The sequence below is a fragment of the Streptomyces sp. NBC_00726 genome, from assembly GCF_045161735.1.
In the GTDB taxonomy this organism is placed as follows: Bacteria; Actinomycetota; Actinomycetes; order Streptomycetales; family Streptomycetaceae; genus Streptomyces.
In genome coordinates, this window is record NZ_CP108983.1 from 1,555,078 (window position 1) to 1,581,324 (window position 26,247).

Genomic DNA, 26,247 nt, shown 5'->3' on the forward strand with positions numbered 1-26,247 from the left:
TCCGGCGCCACCGTGACTGGTGCGTGCGTGCGTGCGGTCGTACGGGCGTAGCTCAGCCCTTGACGGCTCCGGCGGACATGCCGGTGACCAGGTGCTTCTGCGCGAACAGGAAGACCAGGGCCGCGGGTATCGCGATCAGTACGGACGCGGCGGTCATCGGGCCCCACTGGGCGCCGTACTGGTTGACGAACTTCTGGAGGCCGCCCGCGAGGGTCAGGTTCTCGTCGCCGACCATGAAGGCGGAGGCGTAGGCCACCTCGCCCCAGGCGGTGATGAACGAGTAGAACGCGGTGACGGCGAGGCCGGGCTTGGCCAGCGGGAGGATGAGCCGCCAGAAGGTGCCGAACGGAGTGAGGCCGTCGACCATCCCCGACTCGTCGATCTCGCGCGGGATGGTGTCGAAGAAGCCCTTCATCATCCAGGCGCAGAACGGCACCGAGATCGTCAGGTAGGTGATCACCAGGCCGGCGGGCTGGTTGATCAGGCCCAACGAGGACATGATGTTGTAGATCGGCACGATGAGGACCGCGACCGGGAACATCTGGGTCACCAGCAGGGTCCACATCAGGCCGCGCTTGCCGGGGAACCGGTAGCGGCTGACGGCGTAGCCCGTGGTGGCGGAGACGAAGACGCCGAGGACCGTGGTGAGCCCCGCGATCATCACGGAGTTGCCGAACCAGGTCAGGAACTCCGTGTCCTTGATCAGGTGCGTGTAGTTCTCGAACGTCGTGTCCCGGAAGAAGTCCGTGGTGGTGGCGTACTTCGCGGGCTTGAGCGAGGTCAGCAGGACCCACAGCACCGGAAAGACGGCGATCACCGAGGCGACGATCAGCGTGATGTGCAGGGCCACGGAGGCGGCCGGTGACCGCTCGCCGCGCTTGCGGGGTGTCGGACGGCCGGCGTGCCGGGCGGTGGCGGAGGTGTGCGCGGCAGTGGTCACCAGTTGTCTCCCTGCGTGCGGAGCACTCGCCGGTAGACCACGGCGAAGAGCATCAGGAGTACGAGGATCAGTACACCCCAGGTGGACGACTGCGCGAAGTCGCGCGGGCTGATCTCGAAGGAGAACTTGTACGCCTGGGTGACGAGGATCTGGGTGGACTCACCGGGACCGCCCCGGGTGAGCAGGAAGATCACCGGGAACATGTTGAAGGTCCAGATGGTGGAGAGCAGGACCACCGTCGTGGAGACCGGGCGCAGTCCGGGCAGCGTGACGTGGCGGAAGCGCTGCCAGGCCGTCGCGCCGTCCATCTCCGCGGCCTCGTACTGCTCCGACGGGATGGACTGCAGACCGCCCAGCAGGGCGACCATGATGAAGGGGATGCCAAGCCACACGTTGACGGCGATGACGGAGAACTTCGCCCACGTGGGGTCGTTCAGCCACGGAATGCCGTCGATACCGGCGCCGCCGAGGATCTTGTTGAGCAGACCGCGCTCGTCGTTGTACAGGAAGCGCCAGGCGAAGACCGAGACGAAGCCGGGGATGGCCCAGGGCAGGATCAGCGCCATGCGGTAGAAGGAACGGCCGGCGATCCTTCGGTTGAGGATGTTGGCCAGGGCCATGCCCAGGACGAAGGTGATGCCTACGCAGGAGACCGTCCACACCAGGGTCCAGACCAGGGTGTCGAGGAACTGGCCGCCGGTGAGGGCGTCCGCGTAGTTGTCCAGTCCCACGAACTTGTAGGTGGCCGGCATCTCGTTGACGCCGATGGACCGGGCCACGTTGCGCTCGTTGGCGTCGGTCATCGACAGCCAGATACCACGGACCAGCGGGTACCCGATGATCACGCCGATCACGATCACCACGGGGGCGACCATGGTCCAGGCGTACCAGTGGACGGAGAGGGCCCGCCGGAGCCTGCCCGGCCGCGGGGGGGTGCCAGTACCGCGGCTCCGGCCGCGGGCGACGTCGTCGCCCGCGGCCTTCGCCACCGACTGGCTGGTGTGGACAGCCATCAGTCGGCCTGCCTTCCTGGTTACTTCCAGCCCTTGAGGAGCTTGCGGTAGGAGTCACCGGTGGCCTTGGCGGCCTTCTCCGGCGTGGTCTGGCCGGTGAGCACCTTGGTGTACTCGACGTTCAGCGGGGCGAAGAGGCTGCCGGTCTCCGGGATCCAGGGCCGCTCGACAGCGGTCTCGACGACCGGCTTGAAGAACTGGACGATGTCGCTGCCCACGGCCTGCTCCTTGGCGTACGCCGAGGTGCGGGTGGGAAGCAGGTTCAGCTCACCGGCGGTCTGCGCCTGGGTCTCGACCGACGTCATGTAGTCGACGAAGGCATAGGAGGCGTCCAGGTTCTTGGAGCCCGCGTAGACGGCCAGGTTGTGACCGCCCTGCGGGGCACCCTGCGCGGCGGAGCCCGACGGGACCGGGGCGACGCCCAGGTTCTCCTTGTCGGTGAACTGGTCACCGGTCAGCGTGTCGGCAACCGCCCAGGGGCCGTTGATCATCATCGCGACGTCGCCGTTCTTGAACGACTGCATCATGTTCTCCCAGCCGTCCGTGGCGTCGGTCTTCGCCGCCCCGGAGTCGACCAGGTCCTTGACGACCTCGAACGCCTTGACGCCCTCGGGCTTGTCGATGGTCACCGTCTTCGCGTCGGCGTCGACCAGGTCCCCGCCCTCGCCGTAGAGGAAGGAGAGGAAGTAGTACGAGTCGTCGCCGCGCAGGTAGAGGCCGGTCTTGCCGGTCTTCGACTTGATCTTCTTGGCGACCGACTTCAGCTCCGAGATGGTGTTCGGCGGCTTCACGCCCGCCTTCTCGAACATCTTCTTGTTGTAGAAGATGCCCATGGAGTCGATGACCTGCGGAACGGCGTAGGTCTTGCCGTTGTACTTCGTGGAGGCCACGGCCTGCTTCAGGAAGTCGTCCTGGTCCTTCAGCGCGGGCGTGCCGTCCAGCGGCGCGAGGTAGCCGAGGTCGGCGAACTCGGGGGTCCACGCGACCTCGGAACGGATCACGTCGGGGGCGCCGGAGCCGGCCTGCGCCGCGTTCTTGAACTTGTTCTGCGCATCGCCGAAGGGCACGTTGACGTACTTGACGTCGACCTTCGGGTGCTGCTTCTCGAAGCCTTCGGCGATCTTCTTGAAGACCTTGTCCTCCGTACCGGCACTGGACGTGTCCCACCACGTCACGGTGCCGGAGAGCTCGCCCGAGCTCTTGGAACCGCTGTCGGACTTGTCGTCATCGCTGCCGCAGGCGGTCGCCGCGAGCGCCAGGGCCGCGACCAGGGCGGTGGCCGTTATGCCACGTCGCATCTGAACTCCTTCAACTGCCGTACCGCTCCGTCGCGGCGCCGGTTCGACGTGAACGTAACAAGGATGAAAGACGACCGAAAGACCTTGCGGAAGATTTCTGCAAGCTCCGGCGATCGTTACATTGGCGTGTCCTCAAGGTTGCCGTCAAGCCACTTGACGAAACTCCCCGATCCCTGGCACACCAGGCCCACCAGGCCCGATTCCGCAGTGCGACGATCTGACCGCAGCCGGCAAACCGGGCCCGCAAGACCTTGCAAGACGTTGCCGCCGGATGCGCCGGGGCGTCGCTCGGGGCGGTCCGGGGCCGCCGGTCCCGCCCGATTCCTGTGCATGGTGGGCAATCCGACCCGCTCCCGGTACAGTCCAATGCCATGACCGCACGGCTTGCCGATATCGCAACTCAGGCGGGGGTCAGCGAAGCGACGGTCAGCCGTGTACTGAACGGCAAGCCCGGGGTAGCCGCTGCCACCCGCGAATCCGTCCTCGCGGCGCTCGACGTACTCGGCTACGAGCGGCCGGTACGGCTGCGCAGGCGCAGCGCGGGGCTCGTCGGCCTGATCACGCCCGAGCTGGAGAACCCGATCTTCCCGGCGCTCGCCCAGGTCATCGGGCAGGCGCTGACCCGGCAGGGCTACACCCCGGTCCTCGCGACCCAGACCCCGGGCGGCTCCACCGAGGACGAGCTGACCGAGATGCTGGTCGACCGGGGCGTCTCCGGGATCATCTTCGTCTCCGGGCTGCACGCCGACACCTCCGCCGACATGGGGCGTTACGAGCAACTGCGCGCCCAGGGCGTCCCCTTCGTCCTGGTGAACGGCTTCTCGCCCAAGGTGCAGGCACCTTTCATCTCGCCGGACGACCGGGCGGCGATGCGGCTGGCGGTGACGCATCTGGTGTCGCTCGGCCACACCCGGATCGGGCTCGCGGTCGGCCCGAAGCGCTTCGTGCCGGTGCTCCGCAAGATCGAGGGCTTTCACGCCACGATGCGCGAGCAGTTGAACCTGACGGCGGACGAGGTCGAGGAGCTGATCCAGCACTCCCTCTACACGCTGGAGGGCGGCCAGGCCGCCGCGTCCGCGCTGATGGAGCGGGGCTGCACGGCGGTGGTGTGCGCCAGCGACATGATGGCGCTCGGCGCGATCAGGGCCGCCCGCCGGCTCGCCCGCGAGGTCCCGCGCGAGCTGTCGGTGGTGGGCTACGACGACTCGCCGCTCATAGCGTTCACCGATCCGCCGCTGACCACGATCCGCCAGCCGGTCACGGCGATGGGCCAGGCCGCGGTGCGCACGCTGCTGGAGGAGATCGGCGGCACGCCCGCCCCGCACAGCGAGTTCGTCTTCATGCCGGAGCTGGTGGTACGCGGCTCCACCGCGGCGGGCCCCGGCCAGGACGGCGCGGCCCCCGCCTCTCTCCCAGGGTCTCACGCGGGGGCGTAACCGGCCCGTCGCGCACACCTGACGCTCCCCGCCGGACGTGCAACTCGCGCTCCACCGGAGGATCATCGGGCAGAGAAGGCAAATCTGGCAGACTCTGTGCCTATGGGTGAATTGAGCGTGAAACGACAGGAAGGCCGCACGGAGGCCACCCCGTCACCCATCGTGAACGAGGCGGCTCCCGAGGCGAACACGAAGCAGTCCGGTCGCACACACGGGCTCGGCAGAGCGCTCGACAGACCACTCGATCACGTCGTGTCCCGGCTGCGCTCCCCGCGGTCGCCCCGGCGGCCCCGGCTCTGGTTCGAAATCCTGCTCGTCGCGGCGAGTTACTGGGTGTACTCGCTGGTGCGCAACGCGGTCCCGGAGCAGAAGGCCGCCGCCCTCGCCAACGCGGACTGGCTGTGGTCGGTCGAACACTTCCTCGGGATCTCCGTCGAGCGGTCGGTCAACCACGCGGTGAACTCGGTGACATGGCTCATCGTCTCGATGAACTACTACTACGCGACACTGCACTTCATCGTCACGATCAGTGTGCTCGTATGGTTGTTCCGCCGGCATCCGGGCCGTTACGCGGCAGCCAGGCTGGCCCTGTTCGCGACCACGGCGGTCGCGCTCCTCGGCTACTACCTGTACCCGTTGGCGCCGCCCCGCCTGATGAACGGCGGCCACTTCATCGACACGGTCCTGGTCCACCAGACCTGGGGTTCGATGGCGTCGGGCAACTTCAAGAACATGTCCAACCAGTACGCGGCGATGCCGTCGATGCACATCGGCTGGTCCCTCTGGTGCGGCCTCACCGTCTTCGCGCTGGCCTCCGCCCCCTGGGCCCGCATCCTGGGCCTGCTGTACCCCACGGTCACCCTGATGGTGATCGTCTCCACGGCGAACCACTTCTGGCTGGACGCGGTGGGCGGCGTGGCGTGCCTGGCCTTCGGCTACGCGGTGTCGTACGCGTGGTACGGGGCGCTACCGCACCGGCTGCCGAGGTGGATCCCGCGCAAGGCGGGCAGGCGCCCGCGCCTCACCGCCCTCGGAGCGCAGCCCCACCGCGAACCGGCGGCAACCCGCCACTGACCCCCGGGGCGCTGCCCCGGCCCCCGCTCACCCCCCGTAGAACCGCTCCTCGACAACGCCCCGCGCCCGCCGCGTCACCCGGCGGTAGTCGTCCAGCATGTCGCCCACATGCCCCTCCTCGTACCCCAGGTACCGCCCCACGGCGGTCAGCTCGCGCGGGACCGAGGGGAACGTGTCGCCCGGGCGACCCCGTACGAGCATCACCGCGTTGCGGACGCGGGTCGCCAGGACCCACGCCTCGTCCAGGGTCTGGGCGTCCTCCTCGGAGATCAGGTCCGCCGCACACGCCGCGGCCAGCGCGGTGCGGGTGCGGGTGGTGCGCAGGCCGGGGACCTCGTGGCCGTGGCGCATCTGCATCAGCTGGACCGTCCACTCGACGTCGCTCAGCCCGCCGCGCCCCAGCTTCGTGTGGAGCGTCGGGTCCGCCCCGCGCGGCAGCCGCTCCGACTCCATCCGGGCCTTGAGCCGCCGGATCTCGCGGACCGCGTCCTCGCCCAGCCCGTCCGCCGGATACCGCAGGGGGTCGATCAGCGCCACGAACTCCGCGCCCAGGTCCAGGTCCCCGGCCATCGGCTCGGCGCGCAGCAGGGCCTGGCTCTCCCAGCCCAGGGACCAGCGCCGGTAGTACGCGTCGTACGACTTCAGGGTGCGTACGAGGGGCCCGTTCTTGCCCTCGGGGCGCAGGTCCGGGTCGATGAGGAGCGGCGGGTCCGCGGTGGGCAGCTGAAGAAGGCGCCGCATCTCGGCGACCACGCGGTTCGCCGCCCGGCCCGCCTCCTGCTCGTCCACGCCCGCGCGCGGCTCGTGCACGAAGAGGACGTCCGCGTCGGAGCCGTATCCCAGCTCGTGCCCGCCGAACCGCCCCATGCCGATGACGGCGAACCGGGTCGGCAGGGTGTCGCCCCACTCCGCGCGGACGGCGGCGCGCAGCGCACCGGCGATGGTGACGGCGTTCAGGTCCGTGACGGCGTTGCCGACCCGGTCCACGAGGGCCCCGGGGTCGGGCTCGGCGGGGCTGTCCTCCGTACCGTACGAGCCGATGAGGTCGGCGGCCGCCGTGCGGAACAGCTCGCGCCTGCGCACCCCGCGCACCACCGCGACGGCCGTCTCCGCGTCGTCCGCGCGGCCGACGGCGGCCAGCACCTCCTGCTCCAGATGGACCCGGCTGCGCGGGGCGAGGCCCTGCGGGTCGCCGAGGATGGAGACGGCCTCGGGGGCGCGCAGCAGCAGGTCCGGGGCGAGCCGGCCGGCCGACAGGACCCGGGCGAGGTTCTCGGCGGCGGCCCCCTCGTCGCGCAGGAGCCGCAGATACCAGGGGGTCTTGCCGAGCGCGTCGGACACCTTGCGGAAGCCGAGGAGCCCGGCGTCCGGGTCGGCGGAGTCCGCGAACCAGCCGAGCAGCACGGGGAGCAGGGTGCGCTGGATGGCGGCCTTGCGGGAGACCCCGGAGGACAGGGCCTCCAGATGGCGGAGGGCGGCGGCCGGGTCCTCGTAACCGAGGGCGACGAGCCGGGCGGTGGCGGCCTTGGTGCTCAGCCGGGACTCGCCGGGCGCGAGCTGCGCGACGGCGTCGAGCAGCGGCCGGTAGAACAGCTTCTCGTGCAGCCGCCGGACCACGGACGCGTGCCGCCGCCACGCCTGGTTCAGCTCGGCGATGGGGTCGGTGCGCAGTCCCAGCGAGCGGCCGAGGCGCCTCAGGTCGGGCTCCTCGTCGGGGACGAGGTGGGTGCGGCGCAGCCGGTAGAGCTGGATGCGGTGTTCCATGGCGCGCAGGAAGCGGTAGGCGTCGTCCAGCTGTACGGCGTCGACGCGCCCCACGTAACCGCCCTCGGCGAGCGCCCCCAGCGCCTCCAGGGTCGATCCGCTGCGCAGGGCGGGGTCGCTGCGGCCGTGCACGAGCTGGAGGAGCTGTACGGCGAACTCGACGTCCCGCAGCCCGCCGGGGCCGAGCTTCAGTTCCCGGTCGACGCGGTCGGCGGGGATGGTGTCCACGACGCGGCGGCGCATCTTCTGGACGTCGGGGACGAAGTTCTCCCGGTCCGCGGCCTGCCAGACGAGCGGCGAGACGGCCTCGACGTAGTCCTCGCCGAGCGCCCGGTCCCCGGCCACCGGCCGGGCCTTCAGCAGTGCCTGGAACTCCCAGGTCTTGGCCCAGCGCTGGTAGTACGCGAGGTGCGAGGAGAGCGTGCGGACGAGGGGGCCGTTGCGGCCCTCGGGGCGGAGGTTGGCGTCGACGGGCCAGATGGTGCCCTCGACGGTGGTGTCGGAGCAGATCCGCATGAGGTGCGCGGCGAGCCGGGTCGCGGCCTGCATGGCCTTGCTCTCCTCGGCGCCGTCGGCGGGCTCGGCGACGAAGATGACGTCCACGTCGGAGACGTAGTTCAGCTCGTGGCCGCCGCACTTGCCCATCGCGATGACCGCGAGCCTGCACTGCGCGGCGTCGTCGGGGGCGGCGGCCGAGGCGATACGGAGGGCCGCGCGCAGGGTCGCGGTGGCGAGGTCGGCCAGCTCGGCGGCGGTCTCGGCGACGTCGGTGGTGCCGCAGACGTCCCGCGCCGCGATGGACAGCAGGCAGCGCCGGTAGCCGACGCGCAGGGCGTCCGGCCCGTCCGCCCCGGCCAGCTCCTGCTCGAACTCGGCGATCCCGGGGTGCAGGTCGGCGGCCTCGTACGTGACGAGCACCTGCCAGTCGCGCGGGTGCCGGGCCAGGTGGTCGCCGAGCGCCTCGGACGCGCCGAGCACCCCCAGCAGCCGGTCCCGCAGCGGCTTGGCGCTGACGAGGGTGTCCAGCAAGATCTGCCGCTCCCCCGCCTCCTCCGCCTCGACCAGCCGGACGAGGCCGCGCAGCGCGAGGTCGGGGTCGGCGGTGGCCCCGAGCGCGTCGAGGAGCACCGAGTCGGTGCGTACGGACGAGAAGTCCGGCAGGTCCAGCAGCCGTTCGGCGGCGGACGGGTCGGTGAATCCGTGCCGCAGCAGTCGGGTGAACGTACTGCTTCTGCGCCCCGGCACCATGGTCATCCCGCGCTCTCCCGCTCGCCGCCCGATCAGCTCCCAGCCTTCGGAGTTTAGGCGGTACGGGCGCGGGGTGCGGGGAGCGTCCCGGTGAGGACGGTCGCGTACCGCTCCTCGCAGGAGTCGACGCGCGTCATGAGCCCGCTGTCCGCGAGCACCCCCGCGGCGGCCTCCGCCTGCCGCTCGCTCGTCTCGACCAGGAGGCTGCCGCCCGGGGCGAGCCAGCGCGGCGCCTCGGCGGCGACCCGGCGCAGGACGTCGAGGCCGTCGCCGCCGCCGTCGAGCGCGACGAGCGGTTCATGGACGCGGGCCTCGGCGGGGAGGAGGGCGACGTCGCCGGTCGGTACGTACGGCACGTTGGCGAGGAGTACGTCGACGCGCCCGCGCAGGGCGCCGGGCAGGGGTGCGAAGAGGTCGCCCTCGTACACCCGCCCCCGGTCCCCGACGTTGCGCCGGGCGCAGCGTACGGCGGCGGGCTCGACGTCGGCTGCGTGCAGCTCGACGCGGTCCAGGGCGGCGGCGAGGGCGGCGCCGAGCGCGCCGGAGCCGCAGCACAGGTCGACCACGACGGCCGGGTCCGGGGCGAGGGCGACGGCCCGGTCGATCAGGAACTCGGTGCGGCGGCGGGGGACGAAGACGCCGGGGTCGACGGTGATCCGCAGCCCGGCGAACTCGGCCCAGCCGAGCACGTGTTCCAGGGGGTGCCCGGCGGCGCGCCGGGCGGCCATGGCGGCTATGTCGGCGGGGTGGGCGGCGGTGGCGGCGATGAGCCCGGCCTCGTCCTCGGCGAAGACGCAGCCGGCGGCGCGGAGGGTGGCGGCGAGGGAGGAGAGGTCGGACGGTGACAGCGGGACCGGCATGGTGCGGAGCCTTTCGGGTGAACGCCGAGGGTGCTCCGCGGCCGGTTCAGATCCGGTCGGCCACGTGTTCACTGGAGGGGAGCACCCGGGTCGATACAGCGGTAATGGGTCCCACCTCCTTGGTCATGTCCCCGTGCGGGGATGCGAAAGACTACCCCACGTTTCAGCCCCGCCTGGGCCGGTACTCGTTGCCGCCGTTGACGAAGCCGTTGTGGACGGCGTTCGACCGGTTCGCGGCGCGGATGTGGCGTATCTCCGCGCTGTGGTGCCGCTCGATCTCCTGGCCGTCGAAGTTGTGCGTACGCCGCCGCTGGCGCAGGCTCACCCTCACGATCAGGAACACGATGGCGCTCAGGAGCAGCCCGAACACAATGAGAACCGCGTACATGGTGTCCCCCCATTCCCCGTGGTCCGGTCCATTGTCCGGTACGGAAGAAGGATGGTCCAGGCTTACGCGGATGCCCCGAGCAGCCGGCACGCCAGGGCCTGTTCCCGTACGCCTCCACGCCCATCGGCCTCGACGCGGTACACCCGCGCCCCTTCCGTACCCGCCACGGCCTCGTCCACCCGCCCGTCGGGGAGATACGTCAGCGGCCCGAACGAGTCGGTATGCGAGCCCTCGGCCCAGCAGTTGGCGCCCGCGCCGATCCCGCACAACAGCACGCCGCGCTCGTACGCCTCCCTCATGAGCCGGTCCACGCCGTGCACCCGCCAGACGGGAGAGCACGCTCGCCTCGTAGGCGCCCCGTCCCTGACTGACTCGTGGGTCACTTCGATCCCGGCCTCGAAGCGGGTCACGTAACCGACGCCGTTGTGCAGTTCCTCGGGGCCCGTGGGGCGTCACAGGGTGGTTGTCGCCCGTCGGCCGGTCATCGGCAGGACCTTACCGGGCGGGAGGTGTGTCGGCCGGGGCGTCCGGCGCGGCCAGCTCCCAGTCCAGCTGCCACACCCGCAGGACGCCGTCCATGCTGCGGACCACCGCGAGCCGGGCGTCCGGGGTCATCGCCAGATCCTCCACGCCCGAGGTCCCGGCGTGGGCGTCGAAGGCCCGCAGCCGGCGGCCGGTCCGCACGTCCCAGGCCAGCGCCTGCGAGGTGTAGCCGGCGGAAAGGGCGAAGCCGCCGTCGGCGCTGACGGCGAGCTGCCGGCAGGCGTTGGGGGCGCCGAACTCCCGTACCGCCGTTCCGGTGGCGACGTCCCAGACCCGTACGGTGTCGGCGTCCACGCCCATTCCTCCTGCGACGAGCAGGCGCCGTCCCCCTTCCGTGAAGCGCAGTCGAGCCGCGTGCCAGCGCTGGATGGACCGGTGGGCCCGCGGATCGGTCAGCCTGTGCAGGACTGTGCCATCGGTGGCGAGCAGGTCCACTCCGGCCTGGCCGGCGACCGCGAGAGTGCGGCCGTCGGGTGCGACGGCGACGGTCTTCTCCCCGCGCAGGTCTCTCGCGAGCTCCGTCGTCCTCTCGATCCCGCCGTCGTGCGGGTTCCACCACAGCACGGCGTTCGCCTTGCCGATGAGCGCGCGGCGGCTCCCGGGCAGAAAGCAGACGGAGAGGGGTCGGTGGACTCCGAGCGGAACGCGCTCGTCGGACGTCAGCGTGCGCAGGCATTCCCCCGTGTCCGTCCGCCACAGGCGTGCCGTCCCCGCGCTGTCGGCGGTCAGCAGCCTGCTGCGGTCCTCGCTGAGATGAACGTCGAGCACGTGCCTCGTGTGGCCGGCGAACTCCCGTATCAAAGAACCGGTTTCGACGTCCCACAGCCGCGCCGTCTCGTCCCAGCTGCCGGTGGCGGCCAGCCGTCCGTCGGCGGACAGGTCCACGGACCCGCTCTTCGCGCCGGGATGGGTGAACTCCCTTACGGGCCAGGCCGCCCGCAGCCGGGTCCGGCGGGTGTGCCGGGCGAGTTCCCCCCAGGCGGCCATCACCCGGGGCGCCCGCTCGTACCCCGTCGTCGCCCGCGCCGCTTCGAGACGGGCGAGGGCGAGGTCGTACCGGCCGGCCGTCCGCGCCTGCTCCGCCTCCGTCAGCAGGAGGTCCACCCGGGTCCCGAGCCGGCTCACCTCCGCGTGCCGGCGCGGCTCGCTGAGCCGGGGCGGGCCGGCGTAACCGCCCGGCAGTGTCCAGGTGCGGACCGTCCGGTCGGCCGAGGCGGACACCAGGGTCCGGCCGCCGTCGGTGAACGCGACCGTGCCGGCCTCGCGTTCGTACCCCCGATAGGTACGCAGACAGCGGCCCGTGTCCGTCTCCCAGAGCTGGACCCCGGTGTACGCGCGGCCGGACGAGGCCAGCAGCCGGCCGTCCGGCGAGAGGACGGCGACGGCGGTCCCCGGAGCGCCGGTGAACGTCCGCAGACGGCGTCCGGTGTCCAGGTCCCACAGCGTCAGCGTGTCGAAGGTGCTCGTCACGGCCCGCCGGCCGTCGGCCGACACGCACAGCACCCTCGGCATGGTCCTGTGCCCGGTCAGCGCGTGCAGCCGCCGGCCCGAGGGCACGTCCCGGACAAGGGCGGCGAAGTCCCTGCGCTCCTCCGGTACGGAGACGGCGTCCTCCTCCCGGAACGCGGCGATCACCCGGTTCCCGTCCGGGGTCACCGCCACTCCGCCGCCGTCCAGATGGCCGGGAAGAGTCGCCCGCAGCCGGCCGCCACGTGTGTCCCACACCCGGACCGTGCCGTGCCGGTCGACGGCCACGGCGGTGCGCCCGTCCGGGGTGAGGCGGACGGAGTGCCGGTCCGGCGTCCGGGGCACCCGCGGGGGCCGCGCCGTGTCCCGGGACCTCGGCTCGCCCCGGTGCAGCGGGGTGCCGATGACCGGGCGGGCCAGGAAGCCTTTGGCCAGGTTCCAGAAGCGGACCACCCCGTCGGCGCCCTGCGACAGGGCGTGCCGGCCGTCCGGGGTGAGGTCGACGGCCTCCACCTCGCGGCGGTGTCCCCTGAGCGTCTTCACGCACCGTTCGTTCCGTACGTCCCAGAGGCGCAGCGCCCCGTCCGGGCAGCCGGTGAGAGCGAGCCGGGCATCCTTGGCGAGCGCCGTGGGCAGGGATTCCTGCCGCCAGCTCCTCGGGGGCAGGCCGGCGAATGTGTCCAGCAGACGGACCGGCACGGGCAGGTGCCGGACCCCGGCCGGTCCGGCGTGCGCGACGGCCCCGGACCGGGCGGCGTCGAGCGCCGCCGCGGCCTCCCGGTCGTCCGGCCGCTCCCGGACCAGCGGCTCCAGCAGCGCGCGGGCCTCGGACAGGGCGCCGCGCTCCAGCTGGACCTGGGCGAGGAGCCGGCGGGCCTCCGCGGGATCGCCGGCGTCCTGCCGGACCCGTTCGATGCGGGCGAGCACGCCTTCGTCGGTGCGCCGGCCGCGCCGCCAGCGCAGCAGCTCGTCGTTGTAGAGGGCGGGCACATGGCGGGGGTCGGCGTCCAGGGCGGCCGCGAACGCCCCGGCCGCCTCGTCCTCGCGGCCCAGGTCGAGCAGGGACAGCGCCCGGTTGTTCAGCTCGTCGGCCCGCAGCTCCGCCGCCTCGGGCAGGGGCCGGGGGTACGGGGAGCCGGTCCGCGTCTCGTGGATGTCGGTGAGCACGTCCGCGATGTCCGCCATGGACGGCGGCCGCCCCGAGGCGTGCGGGCGCAGGCAGCGCCGGAGGAGATGGGCGAGTTCCCGCGGAGCGGCGACCCGGTTCGTGGTGTCGGCCAGGAAGTCGTCCAGGGCGAAGCCCGCGATCGACCCGAACTGCCAGCGCACACCGCCGGTGACCATCTCAAGGACGGAGACCCCGAAGCTGTGGACATCGCTGCGCCGCCCCACCGCCCGGCCGGAGAGCTGTTCCGGGGAGGCGTACGCGAGGGTCATCCCGCCCGTCGGGACGAGGACGCTGCCCTCGGGCTCCCAGCCGAGCACGGGCCTGCCTCCCGTGGGAACGGCGTGCTTGGACCGGGCGAGACCGAAATCGGTGATCTTCGCGGTGCCGGCCCGGTCGAGCAGGACGTTGGCCGGCTTCACGTCCTGGTGGACCAGGCCCGCGCGGTGGGCGTGATCGAGGCCCCGGGCCATCTGCACCGCGATGTCGAGCACCCGGGCCAGGGCCTCGTCGGCGCCCCCGGCGTAGAGGCGGCCGTCCCGTATCCATGCGGCGAGGCTGCCCCCGTCCACGTACTCGGCGAACACCCGGGGCACGCCGTCGATCAGGCGCACGTAGTGACAGGCGCAGATGTTGGGGTGCAGCCCGAGGGAGACCCAGGTCTCGGCCTCCCTGACGAACAGCTCCTCGTCCCCCGCGTCCCGGACGGCCTCGGGCCGCGGGCTCTTCACCGCCATGTCGATGCCCCACCCCAGGTGCCGGACCCGGTGGACGACCCCCATGCCGCCACGCCCCAACTCCCCGAGCACCCGGTACCGCCCGTCGACGGTCGCACCGAGTTCCCACGCTTCCGGCGCACTCATCCGACCCCCCGGGTCCGGCCCCGCCGCTACACCGCGAACGGCGACGCCTCGACAGCCTCGAAGATGTCAGCATCGGTCGCCCGCTGCCACTCCGGCAAGCCGTCCCAGTCCGCGACGTACCCGGGCTTCGGCTCCTCGAAGTGCTTGTACATCTGGGCCGTCCAGCACAACGCGACGAACCGCCCCTTCTGCTCCCGCGAAAGCCGCGCCACGTGCCCGCCGCTCACCTCGACGAACTGCCGCACCTGCGCGTACACCGCCCCGGCCGCCTCCCGCTCCCACTGGGGAGTGTCCTCCCACGGCGTGACGTACCCGGCCTTCGGCTCCCCGGGAAAGTGCCGCCGCACCCCGGCGATCCAGCTCTCCCGGAACAGACGCGCACCTTCGGTCTGCGACATGACTACCCCTTCTTCGCGATGTGTTCGCCACGCTGGGCGAACGCCCTGCCGTCGTGCGTACGCACCTGCGGCGCACCGTCGAGCAGGGCGTCGGCCACCCGGACCGCGTAGACCTCGGCCATCCGGGCCGCGGCCTCGTCCGGGGTCAGCCACTCGACTGCGGTTGATTCGTCGGACAGTTGCTCACAACCTCCCTCGGTGCGGCAGCGGAAGACCAGGGCGACGATGCCTCGCGAGGTGTTCTTGTAAACCCCGGTCAGCCGGTCGACCCGCACCTTGAGACCGGTCTCCTCATAGACCTCACGCCGGACGCCGTCCTCCGGGGCCTCGGCCAGTTCGAGCACACCACCGGGCGGTTCCCAGGTCCCGTTGTCGGCTCGTCTGATCGCGAGTACGCGGCCGTCCTCCCGGACGACGACTCCGGCCACGGACACGGAGTGAAGCGGCGTTGACGGTCCCTCCCGGCGGATGTTGCTCACGTGCATGAGGATAGGAGCCGGTGGCCTCGGAAACCGCACGCAAAGCCGTCGCTGACAATGAGCTGGATCCGCCGCGCCGGCCGGAGCCGGGCGTCGGCGGAACTCCCGGAAAGGCGGGGCTACGTGGTGTCCGGGGCAGGGCGGCGGATGTGGCCCGTTTCGATGATCTCCGACGTTCCGTCGCGGTAGTAGTCCGTGTGCCTGGTCGCGTAGGCGTCGTCGAACACCAGCACCACCAACGGGACCGAGGTGTCCTCGCGGCAGCAGCCGCACGCCTTCACGAAGGAGAGGCGCAGCTTCTTGTAGACGGGGGCGCTCTCGATGTGGCGGGACTTCACATAGTTCTCCGCCGGGTCCGACGACTCCTCGGGAAGCCGATACGTCTCCTCCGTCGACGCCGTGGCCGTCGTCTCGGTCGTCCGGGCCTTCTTCACGATCCGGGTGACCGCCGCCTCGATGCGTGCGCCGGCCTTCGTTTTCCTCGCGACGTCCGCCGCCAGGCTTCCCTTGGCGTTGTACTGCTGGGACGTCTCCACGATGAACGTCTCTTTGACGGATGTGCTGTACGTGTACTTCTTCTCCTGGCCCGCGTTGATCTGCTGGACCGTCACCCAGCCGCCCGGAAGCACATACGCCTCGTCAAGGACCTGGACGCCGGCCAGGTAGTACCTGACCCTGTCGCCGAAGAGCAGGTATCTCCTCCGCTCGGAATGGAGGAGTTCAGGGGCGCCGACTCGCCATTGGGCCGCCCGGTCGACCTCGTACTGGGTGTGCAATTTGAGGACGACACCGGAGAGCCTCGCGATCTCGCCCTTGGCGAGGTAATCCGAGAACCCGAGAGTCATCGCCTGACCGACCTCGTGCGAGCTCGCCTCTCCGGTGACCATGACGGCCTTGAGCGCGGGGTTCACCTGCCGGAGCTCGCGGTAGAGCTCGGTGCCGCTCTTGAGCGGCATCCGCTGGTCCAGCAGAGCGACCCGGATCGGATACTCCTGGACGGCCGCGAGAGCGTCTTCCGGCCGGCTGCAGGCCAGCACGCGGAAGCCGGTCTGCACGGTGATCAGTTCGGCGAGCTGATCGGCCATGCTGCGCGAGTCATCGACCACCAGTACCGAGTACATCGCCGTCCTCCTCTCTCCGGAAAGGCAACGACACGGTGAACGTCACCTCGTCACCGTCCACATCCATCGTGATCTCGCCGCCCGCATAGCCCTCGATCAGGCCCCTGCTCACGGACAGGCCCACGCCCTGATGCCCGTCCTTGGTGGTGTATCCCCGGTCGAACACGTCGCCGCCCGGCGGTCCGCTCGCGCACAGGTTGGAGATGGTGAAGGAAATGGCGTCCGGCCTTCTCGCGAAGTTCACCGCGATCCGTCCATGCTCCGGGGACGCGTCGACGGAGTTTTCGAGGAGCGGCAGAAGCGCGGCGATGACGAAGTCGTTCGAGTATCCGACGAAGGACTCCGGGATTTCACCGACCTCCGCTTCGATCGGTTTGCCGGCCGCGCCCGAGTAGAAATCGAGCGCCATGATCAGTGCGTCCGCACCCGCGCCCGCGAAGGACTCCCCCACACCCTTCTGAAGGGTTCCGTAGTTCCTGTACGCGTTGATGAAGCACTTGCATATCTCGACGCCCTCCCGGATGCGCCGGACAGCGCGCTCCGCGGTCTCGTCCCCACCCGCCGAGAGGGACTCCATGGACAGCGCCGCGGCCTCGATCTGGGCCAGCGGGGTGCCGAGCGAGTGGGCGATCTCCTGTGTCAGCCTGGCCCGTTCGCCGCTCACGTCGGCCGAGCCGAGGTGGACGACGTCGGCTGTCACGTTGGTGACGCGCTGCACCCGGCGTTTCGTGTCCTGCCACACCCGGAAGGCGATCTCATCGGGGAGGCGTTCAAGTAGCTGCGGCACCAGGCGCTGAGAGCGGGCCGCCTCCGACGCCTCGTACTCCTGGAGGCGCAGCGCCTCCCGTAACTCCTGGATCGAACTCGCGAGTTCGTGCGTGTTGTCATCGGCCCGTCTGGACTGCCTGGTGGCAAACCCCGACAGCACGGCGGCGGCACCCACGGCCACCGCTGACGAGACTGCGGCGATGATGTCGTTCATGGCCCCCCTCGGCGATGCGCCCAGATTAGGCCGCGCTGCCGGGCCCCGTCACCGCTCCGCCGGAACGGAACGGGAAGTGTGCGCTCCCGCCACGGGTTCCCGCACCCGGGCGTGCAGATGCATGTCGTGCCAGCCGTCGGCGTGCAGCAAGGCGCGCCGGCGTACTCCTTCGAGGGTGTATCCGGCATCCGCGGCGCCACTGTTCGATCCATTCGCGGGCCTCGTCCTCCGAATCGGCTCTGCGCAGGTGCCAGTGCTGGATCGCCGGGTCCTGGAACACTCGCGCGACGGCGGCCGCGTCGGACGGCGACCAGGGCCGCAGCATGACCGACATCATGGCAATACGGGCTTCGGCTCGCGCTGCCGGGACTTCCCCGACGTGGGCGGTGAACGGCCCGGCCGCGCCCGCCGTCTCGGCGGCCCAACGCGCGGGCGGGGCACCTTGGTTGCGCCAGGTGCCCCGCCCGCGTTGCGCTCCTCAAGCCGCCCCGTCTACAACACCGGCAGCAGCGCCTTCAGCTCGAACGCCGTGACCTCGCTGCGGTACTCCTCCCACTCGCGCTTCTTGTTGCGGAGGAAGAAGTCGAAGACGTGCTCGCCCAGGGTTTCCGCGACCAGTTCGCTCTTCTCCATCAGGGAGATCGCCTCGCCCAGGTTCTGCGGGAGGGGTTCGATGCCCATCGCGCGGCGTTCCGCGTCGGAGAGGGCCCAGACGTCGTCGTCGGCGCCGGCGGGGAGTTCGTAGCCTTCCTCGATGCCCTTGAGGCCGGCGGCGAGGAGGACTGCGTACGTCAGGTACGGGTTGGCGCCGGAGTCGATGGAGCGGACCTCTACGCGGGCCGAGCCGGTCTTGCCGGGCTTGTACATCGGGACGCGGATGAGGGCGGAGCGGTTGTTGTGGCCCCAGCAGATGTACGAGGGGGCCTCGCCGCCGGCGCCCGCGGCACGGGAGGAGCCGCCCCAGATGCGCTTGTAGGAGTTGACCCACTGGTTGGTGACGGCGGAGATCTCCGCGGCGTGCCGGAGCAGGCCCGCGATGAAGGAGCGGCCGACCTTGGAGAGCTGGTACTCCGCGCCGGACTCGTAGAACGCGTTGCGGTCGCCCTCGAAGAGGGAGAGGTGCGTGTGCATGCCCGAGCCGGGGTACTCCGAGAACGGCTTCGGCATGAACGTCGCCTGTACGCCCTGCTCCAGCGCCACCTGCTTCATGACCAGGCGGAACGTCATGATGTTGTCGGCCGTCGACAGCGCGTCCGCGTATCGGAGGTCGATCTCCTGCTGGCCCGGCGCGCCCTCATGGTGGCTGAACTCGACCGAGATGCCCATGGATTCGAGCATCGTGATCGCCTGGCGGCGGAAGTCCATGCCGACGTTCTGCGGGGTGTGGTCGAAGTAGCCGGAGCTGTCGGCCGGGGTCGGCCGGGTGCCGTCGACCGGCTTGTCCTTCAGCAGGAAGAACTCGATCTCCGGGTGGGTGTAGAAGGTGAAGCCCAGGTCCGAGGTCTTGGCCAGGATACGCTTGAGCACGAAGCGCGGGTCCGCGAAGGACGGTGAGCCGTCCGGCATGAGGATGTCGCAGAACATCCGCGCCGTGCCCGGCGCCTCCGCGCGCCACGGCAGGATCTGGAACGTCCCCGGGTCCGGCTTGGCGATCATGTCCGACTCGTAGACGCGCGCGAAGCCCTCGATCGCGGAGCCGTCGAAGCCGATGCCCTCGTCAAACGCCTGCTCAAGCTCGGCCGGGGCGACGGCCACGGACTTCAGATATCCGAGGACATCGGTGAACCACAGCCGTACGAACCGGATGTCGCGCTCCTCAAGGGTCCTGAGGACGAATTCCTGCTGCTTGTCCATAGCCACATCCTTGCAGTTCAGACGGTCCGTGCTCCACCTCCCGGGGCTGGGGAGAGACTCCAGTATCACGACCCCGGATTTCCCCCAGATTACGCACCCGACGTGACATGGAGCACTCGGCCACCCACTACGATCGGCGCCCGTGGTGCGCACGGGCGGGAACCGCCCCGTCACCCGCCCAAAGCCGCCCGGTCCCCGTCCCCCTTCGCAGAAGGACCACACACGACATGAGCTACGACCGCAGGGCCCGAATAGAGCAGATGCGCAACGCCGACCGCGCGCGGGACCGGCGCAACCGGATCCTGGCCGTGAGCCTCGGCGCCGTCGTCGTCGCGGGGCTCGTCGCCTTCGGTTCGTACACGATCCTCAACAAGTCGGACTCCGACCGCTCGGGCGGTTCGATGACCGCCGACGGGAAGGGCGGTACGCCCTCCGCCGGGGAGACCGACGAGAACCTGGCCACCGGGCCGATCAAGGGCGAGAAGTCCTGGGACGCGAAGAAGCTCACCCGTAACCATGTGACCGAGACCGTCGACTACCCCATGAAGCCCCCGGTCGGCGGGGACCACAACCCGGTCTGGATGAACTGCGACGGCGAGGTCTACAAGAAGGCCATCCCGGATGTGAACGCCGTGCACGCCCTGGAGCACGGTTCGGTCTGGGTGACGTACAACGACGACGCCCCCGCCGCCGATGTGACGAAGCTCGCGGAACGGGTCGCCAGGACGCCGTACTCGCTCATGAGCCCGTACAAGGACCAGGCCGGGGCCATCATGCTGACCGCCTGGGGCAAGCAGGTCACCGTCGACGGCGCGGACGACCCGCGCGTGGCGCAGTTCTTCGCGCATTACGTGCAGGGCCCGCAGACCCCCGAGCCGGGCGCCGCCTGCACGGGCGGCCTCGACGGCTCCTGAACCGGGGTGCCGAAACAGCGCGCCCGGAAAGTTCCCTCGTACCGTAAATACACCCGAATGGGCTACAGCGGTCGCGTCCCCCGAACGGGCCCATGACGATGGGTTCGCTCGGGGATGTACGTACGGCCGCCCCTCGGTACGCAGGAGGAATCCCCCATGACCACCGCCAAGGACATCATGCACACCGGCGCCACCTGGATTCCGGCGCACGAGACGCTCGACCGCGCCGCCCAGCTGATGCGCGAGCACCACGTCGGCGCGCTGCCCATCTCGGCCAGCGGTGAGGAGGACCGGATGATCGGCATCCTCACGGACCGCGACATCGTGGTCGGCTGCGTGGCGGAGGGGCGGAATCCGGCCAAGGTGACCGCGGGTGACCTCGCTCAGGGGACGCCCCGCTGGATCGACGCGGACGCGGATGTGGAAGCGGTGCTGGAGGAGATGCAGAACCACCAGATCCGCCGGCTTCCGGTCATCGAGAACAAGAAGCTCGTCGGCATGATCAGCGAGGCGGATCTGGCCCGGCACCTCTCCGACGACCAGATCGCCGACTGGGCGGAGCAGGTCTACTCGCGGACCGCCGCCGGCTGACCGGCCGCGCGGATCGCCCTTTCGCGCGGATCGTCCTTTCGCGCGGCCCGCCGGGACATCGCGTCAGTCAGACGATTAGAGTGGGGCGCGTGCCTCAACTACGCCTCGCACTGAATCAGATCGACTCGACCGTCGGCGACCTCGCCGGCAACACCGAGGCGATCGTCCACTGGACCCGGCACTCCGCCGAACAGGGCGCCCACTTCGTGGCGTTCCCCGAGATGGTGCTGACCGGCTACCCCGTCGAGGACCTGGCCCTGCGGTCGTCCTTCGTCGAGGCGTCGCGTGCGGCGCTGCGCGCGCTCGCCGCCCGCCTCGACGCGGAGGGCTTCGGGGAGATCCCGGTCCTCGTCGGCTATCTCGACCGCTCGGAGTTCGCGGCGGAGCGCTACGGACAGCCGGCCGGGTCCCCGCGCAACGCGGCCGCGGTGCTGCACCGCGGCGGGATCGCGCTGAACTTCGCCAAGCACCACCTGCCGAACTACGGCGTCTTCGACGAGTTCCGGTACTTCGTGCCGGGCGACTCGATGCCGGTCGTACGGGTGCACGGTGTCGATGTCGCCCTCGCGATCTGCGAGGACCTGTGGCAGGACGGCGGCCGCGTCCCGGCCGCGCGCGCCGCCGGGGCCGGGCTGCTGCTGTCGGTCAACGCCTCGCCGTACGAGCGGGACAAGGACGACACCCGGCTGGAGCTGGTCCGCAAGCGGGCCCGGGAGGCCGGCTGCACGACCGCGTACCTCGCGATGATCGGCGGCCAGGACGAGCTGGTCTTCGACGGCGACTCGATCGTGGTCGACCGGGAGGGCGAGGTCATCGCCCGCGCCCCGCAGTTCGCCGAGGGCAGCGTGATCCTGGACCTCGACCTGCCCTCCGCCGCGGCCGAGGCACCGTCCGGCGTGGTCGCCGACGGACTGCGGATCGATCATGTGGTCCTCTCCGACGAGCCGCTGCCGCCGTACGAGGCGGAGCTGGCCGGCGGTTACGCGGACCGGCTGGACGACGACGAGGAGCTGTACACGGCCCTCGTGGTGGGCCTGCGGGCCTACGCCGCGAAGAACGGCTTCAGCAGCGTGCTCATCGGGCTCTCCGGCGGGATCGACTCGGCGCTCGTCGCCGCGATCGCCTGCGACGCGCTCGGCGCGCAGCAGGTGTACGGGGTCTCGATGCCGTCCAAGTACTCCTCGGACCACTCCAAGGGCGACGCGGCCGAGCTGGCGCGGCGCACCGGGCTCAACTTCCGGACCGTGCCGATCGAGCCGATGTTCGACGCGTACATGGGTTCGCTGGGGCTCACCGGGCTCGCGGAGGAGAACCTCCAGTCGCGGCTGCGCGGCACGATGCTGATGGCCATCTCCAACCAGGAGGGCCAGATCGTGCTGGCCCCCGGCAACAAGTCGGAGCTGGCCGTCGGGTACTCGACGCTGTACGGGGACTCCGTCGGGGCGTACGGGCCGATCAAGGACGTGTACAAGACCGCGGTGTTCCGGCTGGCCAGGTGGCGCAACCGGGCCGCCGAGGAGCGCGGGCAGACCCCGCCGATCCCGGAGGCGTCCATCACGAAGCCGCCGAGCGCGGAGCTGCGGCCGGGTCAGGTGGACACGGATTCGCTGCCGGACTACGACGTGCTCGACCGCATCCTTGAGCTGTACGTGGACCGGGACCAGGGGCTCGAAGCGATCGTGGCGGCCGGGTTCGACCGGGCGCTGGTGGCGAAGACGCTGCGGATGGTGGATACGGCGGAGTACAAGCGGCGGCAGTACCCGCCGGGGACGAAGATCTCGCCGAAGGGGTTCGGGAAGGACCGCCGGTTGCCGATCACGAACCGCTGGCGCGAGGCGGTCTGACGCGCCCGTGGCCTCAGGGACGCACGAGCCCGTCCGGGGCTGAGGGTTTGCCCTCAAGCGCCGGACGGGCTCGTTCTTGGCCGGTCGCCGCTGAGGCGTAGACAAAGAACAGGCTCAGAGCAGAGTCGAGCGGGCCACGAAGTCCTCACCGCCGTAGAGGGACTCGTACCGGATCTCGATGAGCAGTCTCGTGGAGATGAGCTCCCAGAACCATGCGGATTCCCGCCCGTCCCGCTCTTCGAGATGCAGCAGGTAGCTCCTCTCGCCCGGGATGAGGGCCGCCCCCGTGACGAACGTCTTCACTTTCGGCATCAGGGGGAGGTCCTGGGCCATCCGGCGATACGTGGGCAGATCCCACTGGCCGATGACCTCCCTGTCGAGAGTGACCGACGTCCGCGTCACGACCGCCGGCCCGATCCCCGCGTTGATCACCTCCAGGCCGGCCACGTCGTCCCGGTATCCCGCACGAACTGTGCGGATCAGCAGCAACGGCCGCACCGACTGCCGGTTGTGTGCCCTGGATGCCCGCGCCTGCCCCCAGCTGATCCAGAAGGATCCCAACGCTATGGCGGTCGCGCACACGCCGACACCGGTTTCGATGTTCATCCAGGTCCTCCCGCGACTGGTCCCGTAGAACAGTGAAGACGCGTCGGCCCGTCAGTCGGTTCTGCCGTGTCGCGGTCTCCGACGGACCGTCCCGGACTCCGGCCACTCGCTGCCCGCGTCCGGCGAATCCCCAGGGGGCGACTCAGTCCCGAACATCGTTCGAGGCCGGAAGGGAAGAACAGGCCGAGGTCTTGTCCTCGCGCGCCGGACGGGCCGGGTTCTGGCTCGCCACCACCTTCGATGTGCCGTGCTCGCGGTCCAGTGCGCCCGCCGTGACCGCGATGGCCAGGCCCGCCAGGGCCAGGGCCGCGCCCACCAGGGCCGGGGACGTCCAGCCCCAGCCGGCCGCGATCGCCGTGCCGCCGAGCCACGCGCCGCCCGCGTTGGCGAGGTTGAAGGCGGAGTGGTTGGAGGCGGAGGCGAGGGTGGGGGCGTCCTTGGCCTTGTTCATGACCAGGATCTGGAGGGGCGTGGTCGTCATGAAGCCCACCGCGCCGAGCAGCACCACCATCAGCAGGGCCGCCCACTTCACCTGGGCGGCGAGGGGGAAGACCGCCAGGACTACGGCGAGGGCGCCCAGGGAGCCGTACAGCGTCGGGCGCGGGGCCCGGTCCGTGAGGGGGCCTGCGGCCAGGGCGCCGAGGGTCATGCCGATACCGAAGAGCGCCAGGACCGGGGTGACCGCGGACTCGCCGAAGCCCATGGCCTTCGTGGTCATCGCCGAGAGGTAGGAGTAGACGGCGAACACGCCGGCGAAGCCGAAGACGGCGGTGAGGAGGCCGAGCAGGACCTGTCGGTTGCCGAGCGCCCGCAGCTCGTGGCGCATGTTCTGCCGGGCCTCGACGGGGATCTGCGGGACCAGCCGGGCGAGGGCCGCCATCGCGCAGACGCCGATGGCCGCGACGACCAGGAAGGTCGCCCGCCAGCCGAGGTGCCGGCCGAGCAGCGTGGCGGCAGGTACGCCGACGATGTTGGCGACCGTCAGGCCGAGGAACATCGTCGCGACGGCCCGCGCCCGGCGCCCCTCGGCCACGAGGCGGGAGGCGACGACGGCCCCGACGCCGAAGAACGCGCCGTGCGGCAGACCGGCCAGCAGCCGGCCCGCGATCAGCCAGCCGAAGCCGGGGGCGAGCGCGGAGGCGAGGTTGCCGACGGTGAAGAGGGCCATCAGGAGCAGCAGCATCCGCTTGCGCGGGACGCGGGAGCCGATGGCGGTGAGCAGCGGGGCGCCGATCACCACGCCGATCGCGTACGCCGACACGAGGTAGCCGGCGGTGGGGACGGAAGTGCCGAGGTCGTCCGCGACGTCGGGCAGCAGGCCCATCATCACGAACTCGGTGGTGCCGATGCCGAAGGCGCTCACGGCCAGCGCGAGCAGGGCCAGGGGCATGAGGAGAGACCTTTCCGCTTCAGGGCGCACGGCGGCGGACCGGCTCGTCCACCGGCGACCTTGTTCCCGTACGGAACAAAGTGTCGCAGAGAAGTGGCACCAGCCGGTAAACGGCTCGTTGCGTCAGAGTTTGACGCGGGCGGCAATCGGGAGGTGGTCGCTGCCGGTGGCGGGAAGCGTCCAGGAGGACATCGGCTCGACGCCCTTGACCATGATCTGGTCGATCCGGGCCATCGGGAACTTCGCGGGCCAGCTGAACCCGAAGCCGTCGCCCGCCGCGCCCTGCGTGGACCGCATCTGCGAGGTGACCGCCTTGAGCGCGCGGTCGTTCATCGTGCCGTTGAGGTCGCCGAGCAGGGCGACCCGGGCGAGCGGTTCGTGGGAGATGGCCTTGCCGAGGGCGTCCGCGCTCTGGTCCCGCTGGTTGGCGGTGAAGCCGGCGTGGAGCTTGACGCGTACGGACGGCAGGTGCGCCACGTAGACCGCGAGGGGGCCCTCCGGCGTCGCGACGGTGGTCCGCATGGCGCGGACCCAGCCCATCCTGAGGTCCACCGGGCGGGTGTCGCTCAGCGGGTACTTGCTCCAGAGGCCCACGGTGCCCTGCACCGAGTGGTACCGGAAGCGGCCGGCGAGCGCCTTCTCGTACGCCGCCACCTTGCCGGCCGGCAGCTCCTGGAGGGCGACGACATCCGCGCCGGAGCCCGCCACCTGGTCGGCGGTGGCGGCCGGGTCGGGGTTGTCGGCGTTGACGTTGTGCGTGGCGACGGTCAGGTCGCCGCCGGTGCCGGACTTGTCCGTGAACAGGCCGCCGAACATGTTGAGCCAGACCACGACCGGCAGCACCAGCGCCACCAGCGCGGTGCCCGAGCGGCGCACCAGGCCGAGCACGAGCAGCACCGGGAAGAACACGCCGGTCCAGGGCAGGAACGTCTCGGAGAGGCTGCCCAGGTTGCCGATGGTGTTCGGGATCTGGGCGTGGAAGGCCATCACGAGGGTCAGCAGGACCGCGCAGCAGGCCAGGACGATCCCGCGCCGCCAGGTCCCCCGGTCCCGCAGACGCCGGACGAGTCTGTCGCGCAGGTCCCGGAAACGGGAGCCGGTGCGCTGCGGTCCCACGCCGTTCCCGGTGTCCGCCCTGTACGCCTGCACCATCGCGCTGTCCTCACTGCCTTGCCGTGCACATCGCCGCGCCCCCGACCCTAGGGGATGCGCGATGCCTTTCCTGCCGCCCGTGGCGGTCGTACTGCCACGAGGACGTGGGAGGCGGCTCCGGCAGTTCCTCGGGAGCGGGGAATCGGGGTGTTCTGTGACGTAACGATCACATCCGTCCGCGCCGGGGCGCCAGGCCCTCCATCACCAGGGCGATGATGCGGTCGGCGAGATCCTCCGGCAGCGGCGCGTCGGGCCGGTGGATGGTCCGTACGAGCATGGGGCCGAGGAAGAGGTCGTCCATCAGCTCCACGTCCGTGTCGTCCCGCAGCTCGCCCGCCTCGACGGCGCGCCGGACGGCGGCGACCATGGCGACGCGGCGGGGGGCGATCACGGTGCACTGGTACTCGTGCCAGAGCTTGGGGTGGCTCTTCATCTGCGCGAACACGTTGTGCAGCAGTACGGAGGAGCGCTGCGCGAGGCCGCGTTTGCGCATCGACTCCAGCAGGACGCGCAGGTCCCCGAGGCCGCCGGTGCCGGAGACCTCGGGTTCCGGGGGCTCGATGGCGCGGAGCACGTCGACGAAGAGCTCCTCCTTGCCGGCCCAGCGCCGGTAGATGGTGGCCTTGCCGACCCCGGCGGTGCGGGCGATGCGCTCGATGGAGAGCGCGGCGAGGGGTTCACCGGCCTCCAGCAGCTCCAGGACGGCGTCCAGGATGGCCGCCTCGGCCGCGGCGCTGCGGGGCCGCCCCCGGCGCGGCTCGGAGTCGTCGCCGGGTCCCGGGGGGCCGGAAGCCTCGCCGGACCGCTCGTCCGGTGCCTGAGCCTGCACGTGAAACCACCTTTCGCCGCCCCTGATT

General features: G+C 70.9%; 21 protein-coding genes and 2 pseudogenes. 5 read left to right on the forward strand and 18 right to left on the reverse strand.

The window, feature by feature from the left end:
- Nucleotides 1–52 precede the first annotated feature (52 nt).
- The 3 genes from OG338_RS06935 to OG338_RS06945 are packed head-to-tail and all read right to left on the reverse strand — an operon-like array spanning nucleotide 53 to nucleotide 3,251.
- The gene (locus OG338_RS06935; RefSeq protein WP_405936477.1) at nucleotides 53–940 is read right to left on the reverse strand and encodes a sugar ABC transporter permease; all 888 of its coding nucleotides are present in this window, start codon (nucleotides 938–940) and stop codon (nucleotides 53–55) included.
- Nucleotides 937–1,953, reverse strand: a complete 1,017-nt coding sequence (locus OG338_RS06940; RefSeq protein ID WP_405936478.1) for a carbohydrate ABC transporter permease — start codon at nucleotides 1,951–1,953, stop codon at nucleotides 937–939. Before OG338_RS06940 ends, OG338_RS06935 begins: the two co-directional genes overlap by 4 nt.
- A 20-nt stretch (nucleotides 1,954–1,973) precedes the next feature.
- A complete protein-coding gene (locus tag OG338_RS06945) occupies nucleotides 1,974–3,251 on the reverse strand; it encodes an extracellular solute-binding protein (RefSeq protein WP_405936479.1) in 1,278 nt (425 codons plus the stop codon).
- Between the two features lie 371 nt (nucleotides 3,252–3,622).
- Here OG338_RS06945 and OG338_RS06950 point away from each other — a divergent pair, with 371 nt between their 5' ends.
- Both OG338_RS06950 and OG338_RS06955 read left to right on the forward strand, forming a co-directional pair.
- A complete protein-coding gene (locus tag OG338_RS06950) occupies nucleotides 3,623–4,687 on the forward strand; it encodes a LacI family DNA-binding transcriptional regulator (RefSeq protein ID WP_405936480.1) in 1,065 nt (354 codons plus the stop codon).
- 162 nt (nucleotides 4,688–4,849) lie between these two features.
- On the forward strand, nucleotides 4,850–5,761 hold the full coding sequence (locus OG338_RS06955; RefSeq protein ID WP_405940341.1) for a phosphatase PAP2 family protein: 912 nt from the start codon (nucleotides 4,850–4,852) through the stop codon (nucleotides 5,759–5,761).
- 27 nt (nucleotides 5,762–5,788) lie between these two features.
- Here OG338_RS06955 and OG338_RS06960 read toward each other — a convergent pair whose 3' ends face one another.
- From OG338_RS06960 to glnA, 11 genes and pseudogenes are all read right to left on the reverse strand, one after another.
- Nucleotides 5,789–8,779 (reverse strand): bifunctional [glutamine synthetase] adenylyltransferase/[glutamine synthetase]-adenylyl-L-tyrosine phosphorylase, encoded by a 2,991-nt coding sequence (locus OG338_RS06960; RefSeq protein ID WP_405936481.1) that lies wholly within the window; start codon nucleotides 8,777–8,779, stop codon nucleotides 5,789–5,791.
- Between the two features lie 47 nt (nucleotides 8,780–8,826).
- Nucleotides 8,827–9,633, reverse strand: coding sequence for a putative protein N(5)-glutamine methyltransferase (locus OG338_RS06965; protein WP_405936482.1), 807 nt, complete (start codon nucleotides 9,631–9,633; stop codon nucleotides 8,827–8,829).
- 163 nt (nucleotides 9,634–9,796) lie between these two features.
- On the reverse strand, nucleotides 9,797–10,021 hold the full coding sequence (locus tag OG338_RS06970) for a hypothetical protein (protein ID WP_405936483.1): 225 nt from the start codon (nucleotides 10,019–10,021) through the stop codon (nucleotides 9,797–9,799).
- A 62-nt stretch (nucleotides 10,022–10,083) separates the two neighbouring features.
- Nucleotides 10,084–10,350 (reverse strand): annotated as a pseudogene (locus OG338_RS06975) (Type 1 glutamine amidotransferase-like domain-containing protein); the annotation flags it as partial.
- Nucleotides 10,351–10,516: 166 nt separating this feature from the next.
- Entirely contained in the window at nucleotides 10,517–14,059 is a 3,543-nt protein-coding gene (locus OG338_RS06980) for a protein kinase domain-containing protein (protein WP_405936484.1), read from the reverse strand.
- A 26-nt stretch (nucleotides 14,060–14,085) separates the two neighbouring features.
- The gene (locus OG338_RS06985; RefSeq protein WP_405936485.1) at nucleotides 14,086–14,457 is read right to left on the reverse strand and encodes a hypothetical protein; all 372 of its coding nucleotides are present in this window, start codon (nucleotides 14,455–14,457) and stop codon (nucleotides 14,086–14,088) included.
- 2 nt (nucleotides 14,458–14,459) lie between these two features.
- Nucleotides 14,460–14,942 (reverse strand): NUDIX domain-containing protein, encoded by a 483-nt coding sequence (locus OG338_RS06990; protein WP_405936486.1) that lies wholly within the window; start codon nucleotides 14,940–14,942, stop codon nucleotides 14,460–14,462.
- 113 nt (nucleotides 14,943–15,055) lie between these two features.
- Nucleotides 15,056–16,057: a response regulator gene (locus OG338_RS06995; protein WP_405936487.1), complete on the reverse strand. Its 1,002-nt coding sequence runs from the start codon at nucleotides 16,055–16,057 to the stop codon at nucleotides 15,056–15,058.
- The gene (locus tag OG338_RS07000; protein ID WP_405936488.1) at nucleotides 16,032–17,039 is read right to left on the reverse strand and encodes a sensor histidine kinase; all 1,008 of its coding nucleotides are present in this window, start codon (nucleotides 17,037–17,039) and stop codon (nucleotides 16,032–16,034) included. Before OG338_RS07000 ends, OG338_RS06995 begins: the two co-directional genes overlap by 26 nt.
- Nucleotides 17,040–17,087: 48 nt before the next feature.
- A pseudogene (locus OG338_RS07005) lies at nucleotides 17,088–17,376 on the reverse strand (GNAT family N-acetyltransferase).
- A 155-nt stretch (nucleotides 17,377–17,531) separates the two neighbouring features.
- Entirely contained in the window at nucleotides 17,532–18,893 is a 1,362-nt protein-coding gene (glnA, locus tag OG338_RS07010; RefSeq protein WP_018103490.1) for a type I glutamate--ammonia ligase, read from the reverse strand.
- 227 nt (nucleotides 18,894–19,120) lie between these two features.
- On the opposite strand from glnA, the gene OG338_RS07015 reads away from it, so the two are divergent.
- The 3 genes from OG338_RS07015 (at nucleotide 19,121) to OG338_RS07025 (ending at nucleotide 22,242) form a co-directional block, all read left to right on the forward strand.
- Nucleotides 19,121–19,807, forward strand: coding sequence for a DUF3105 domain-containing protein (locus tag OG338_RS07015; RefSeq protein WP_405936489.1), 687 nt, complete (start codon nucleotides 19,121–19,123; stop codon nucleotides 19,805–19,807).
- 156 nt (nucleotides 19,808–19,963) lie between these two features.
- Nucleotides 19,964–20,398, forward strand: coding sequence for a CBS domain-containing protein (locus tag OG338_RS07020; RefSeq protein WP_405936490.1), 435 nt, complete (start codon nucleotides 19,964–19,966; stop codon nucleotides 20,396–20,398).
- Nucleotides 20,399–20,487: 89 nt separating this feature from the next.
- Nucleotides 20,488–22,242, forward strand: coding sequence for an NAD+ synthase (locus tag OG338_RS07025; protein WP_405936491.1), 1,755 nt, complete (start codon nucleotides 20,488–20,490; stop codon nucleotides 22,240–22,242).
- A 114-nt stretch (nucleotides 22,243–22,356) separates the two neighbouring features.
- Here the strand turns inward: OG338_RS07025 and OG338_RS07030 are convergent, their stop codons facing one another.
- From OG338_RS07030 to OG338_RS07045, 4 genes are all read right to left on the reverse strand, one after another.
- A complete protein-coding gene (locus tag OG338_RS07030; protein ID WP_405936492.1) occupies nucleotides 22,357–22,848 on the reverse strand; it encodes a hypothetical protein in 492 nt (163 codons plus the stop codon).
- A gap of 142 nt (nucleotides 22,849–22,990) precedes the next feature.
- Nucleotides 22,991–24,238, reverse strand: a complete 1,248-nt coding sequence (locus OG338_RS07035) for an MFS transporter (RefSeq protein ID WP_405936493.1) — start codon at nucleotides 24,236–24,238, stop codon at nucleotides 22,991–22,993.
- A gap of 123 nt (nucleotides 24,239–24,361) precedes the next feature.
- Nucleotides 24,362–25,390, reverse strand: a complete 1,029-nt coding sequence (locus OG338_RS07040; protein ID WP_405936494.1) for an endonuclease/exonuclease/phosphatase family protein — start codon at nucleotides 25,388–25,390, stop codon at nucleotides 24,362–24,364.
- A 166-nt stretch (nucleotides 25,391–25,556) separates the two neighbouring features.
- Entirely contained in the window at nucleotides 25,557–26,219 is a 663-nt protein-coding gene (locus tag OG338_RS07045) for a TetR/AcrR family transcriptional regulator (protein WP_405936495.1), read from the reverse strand.
- Between the last annotated feature and the right edge of the window lie 28 nt (nucleotides 26,220–26,247).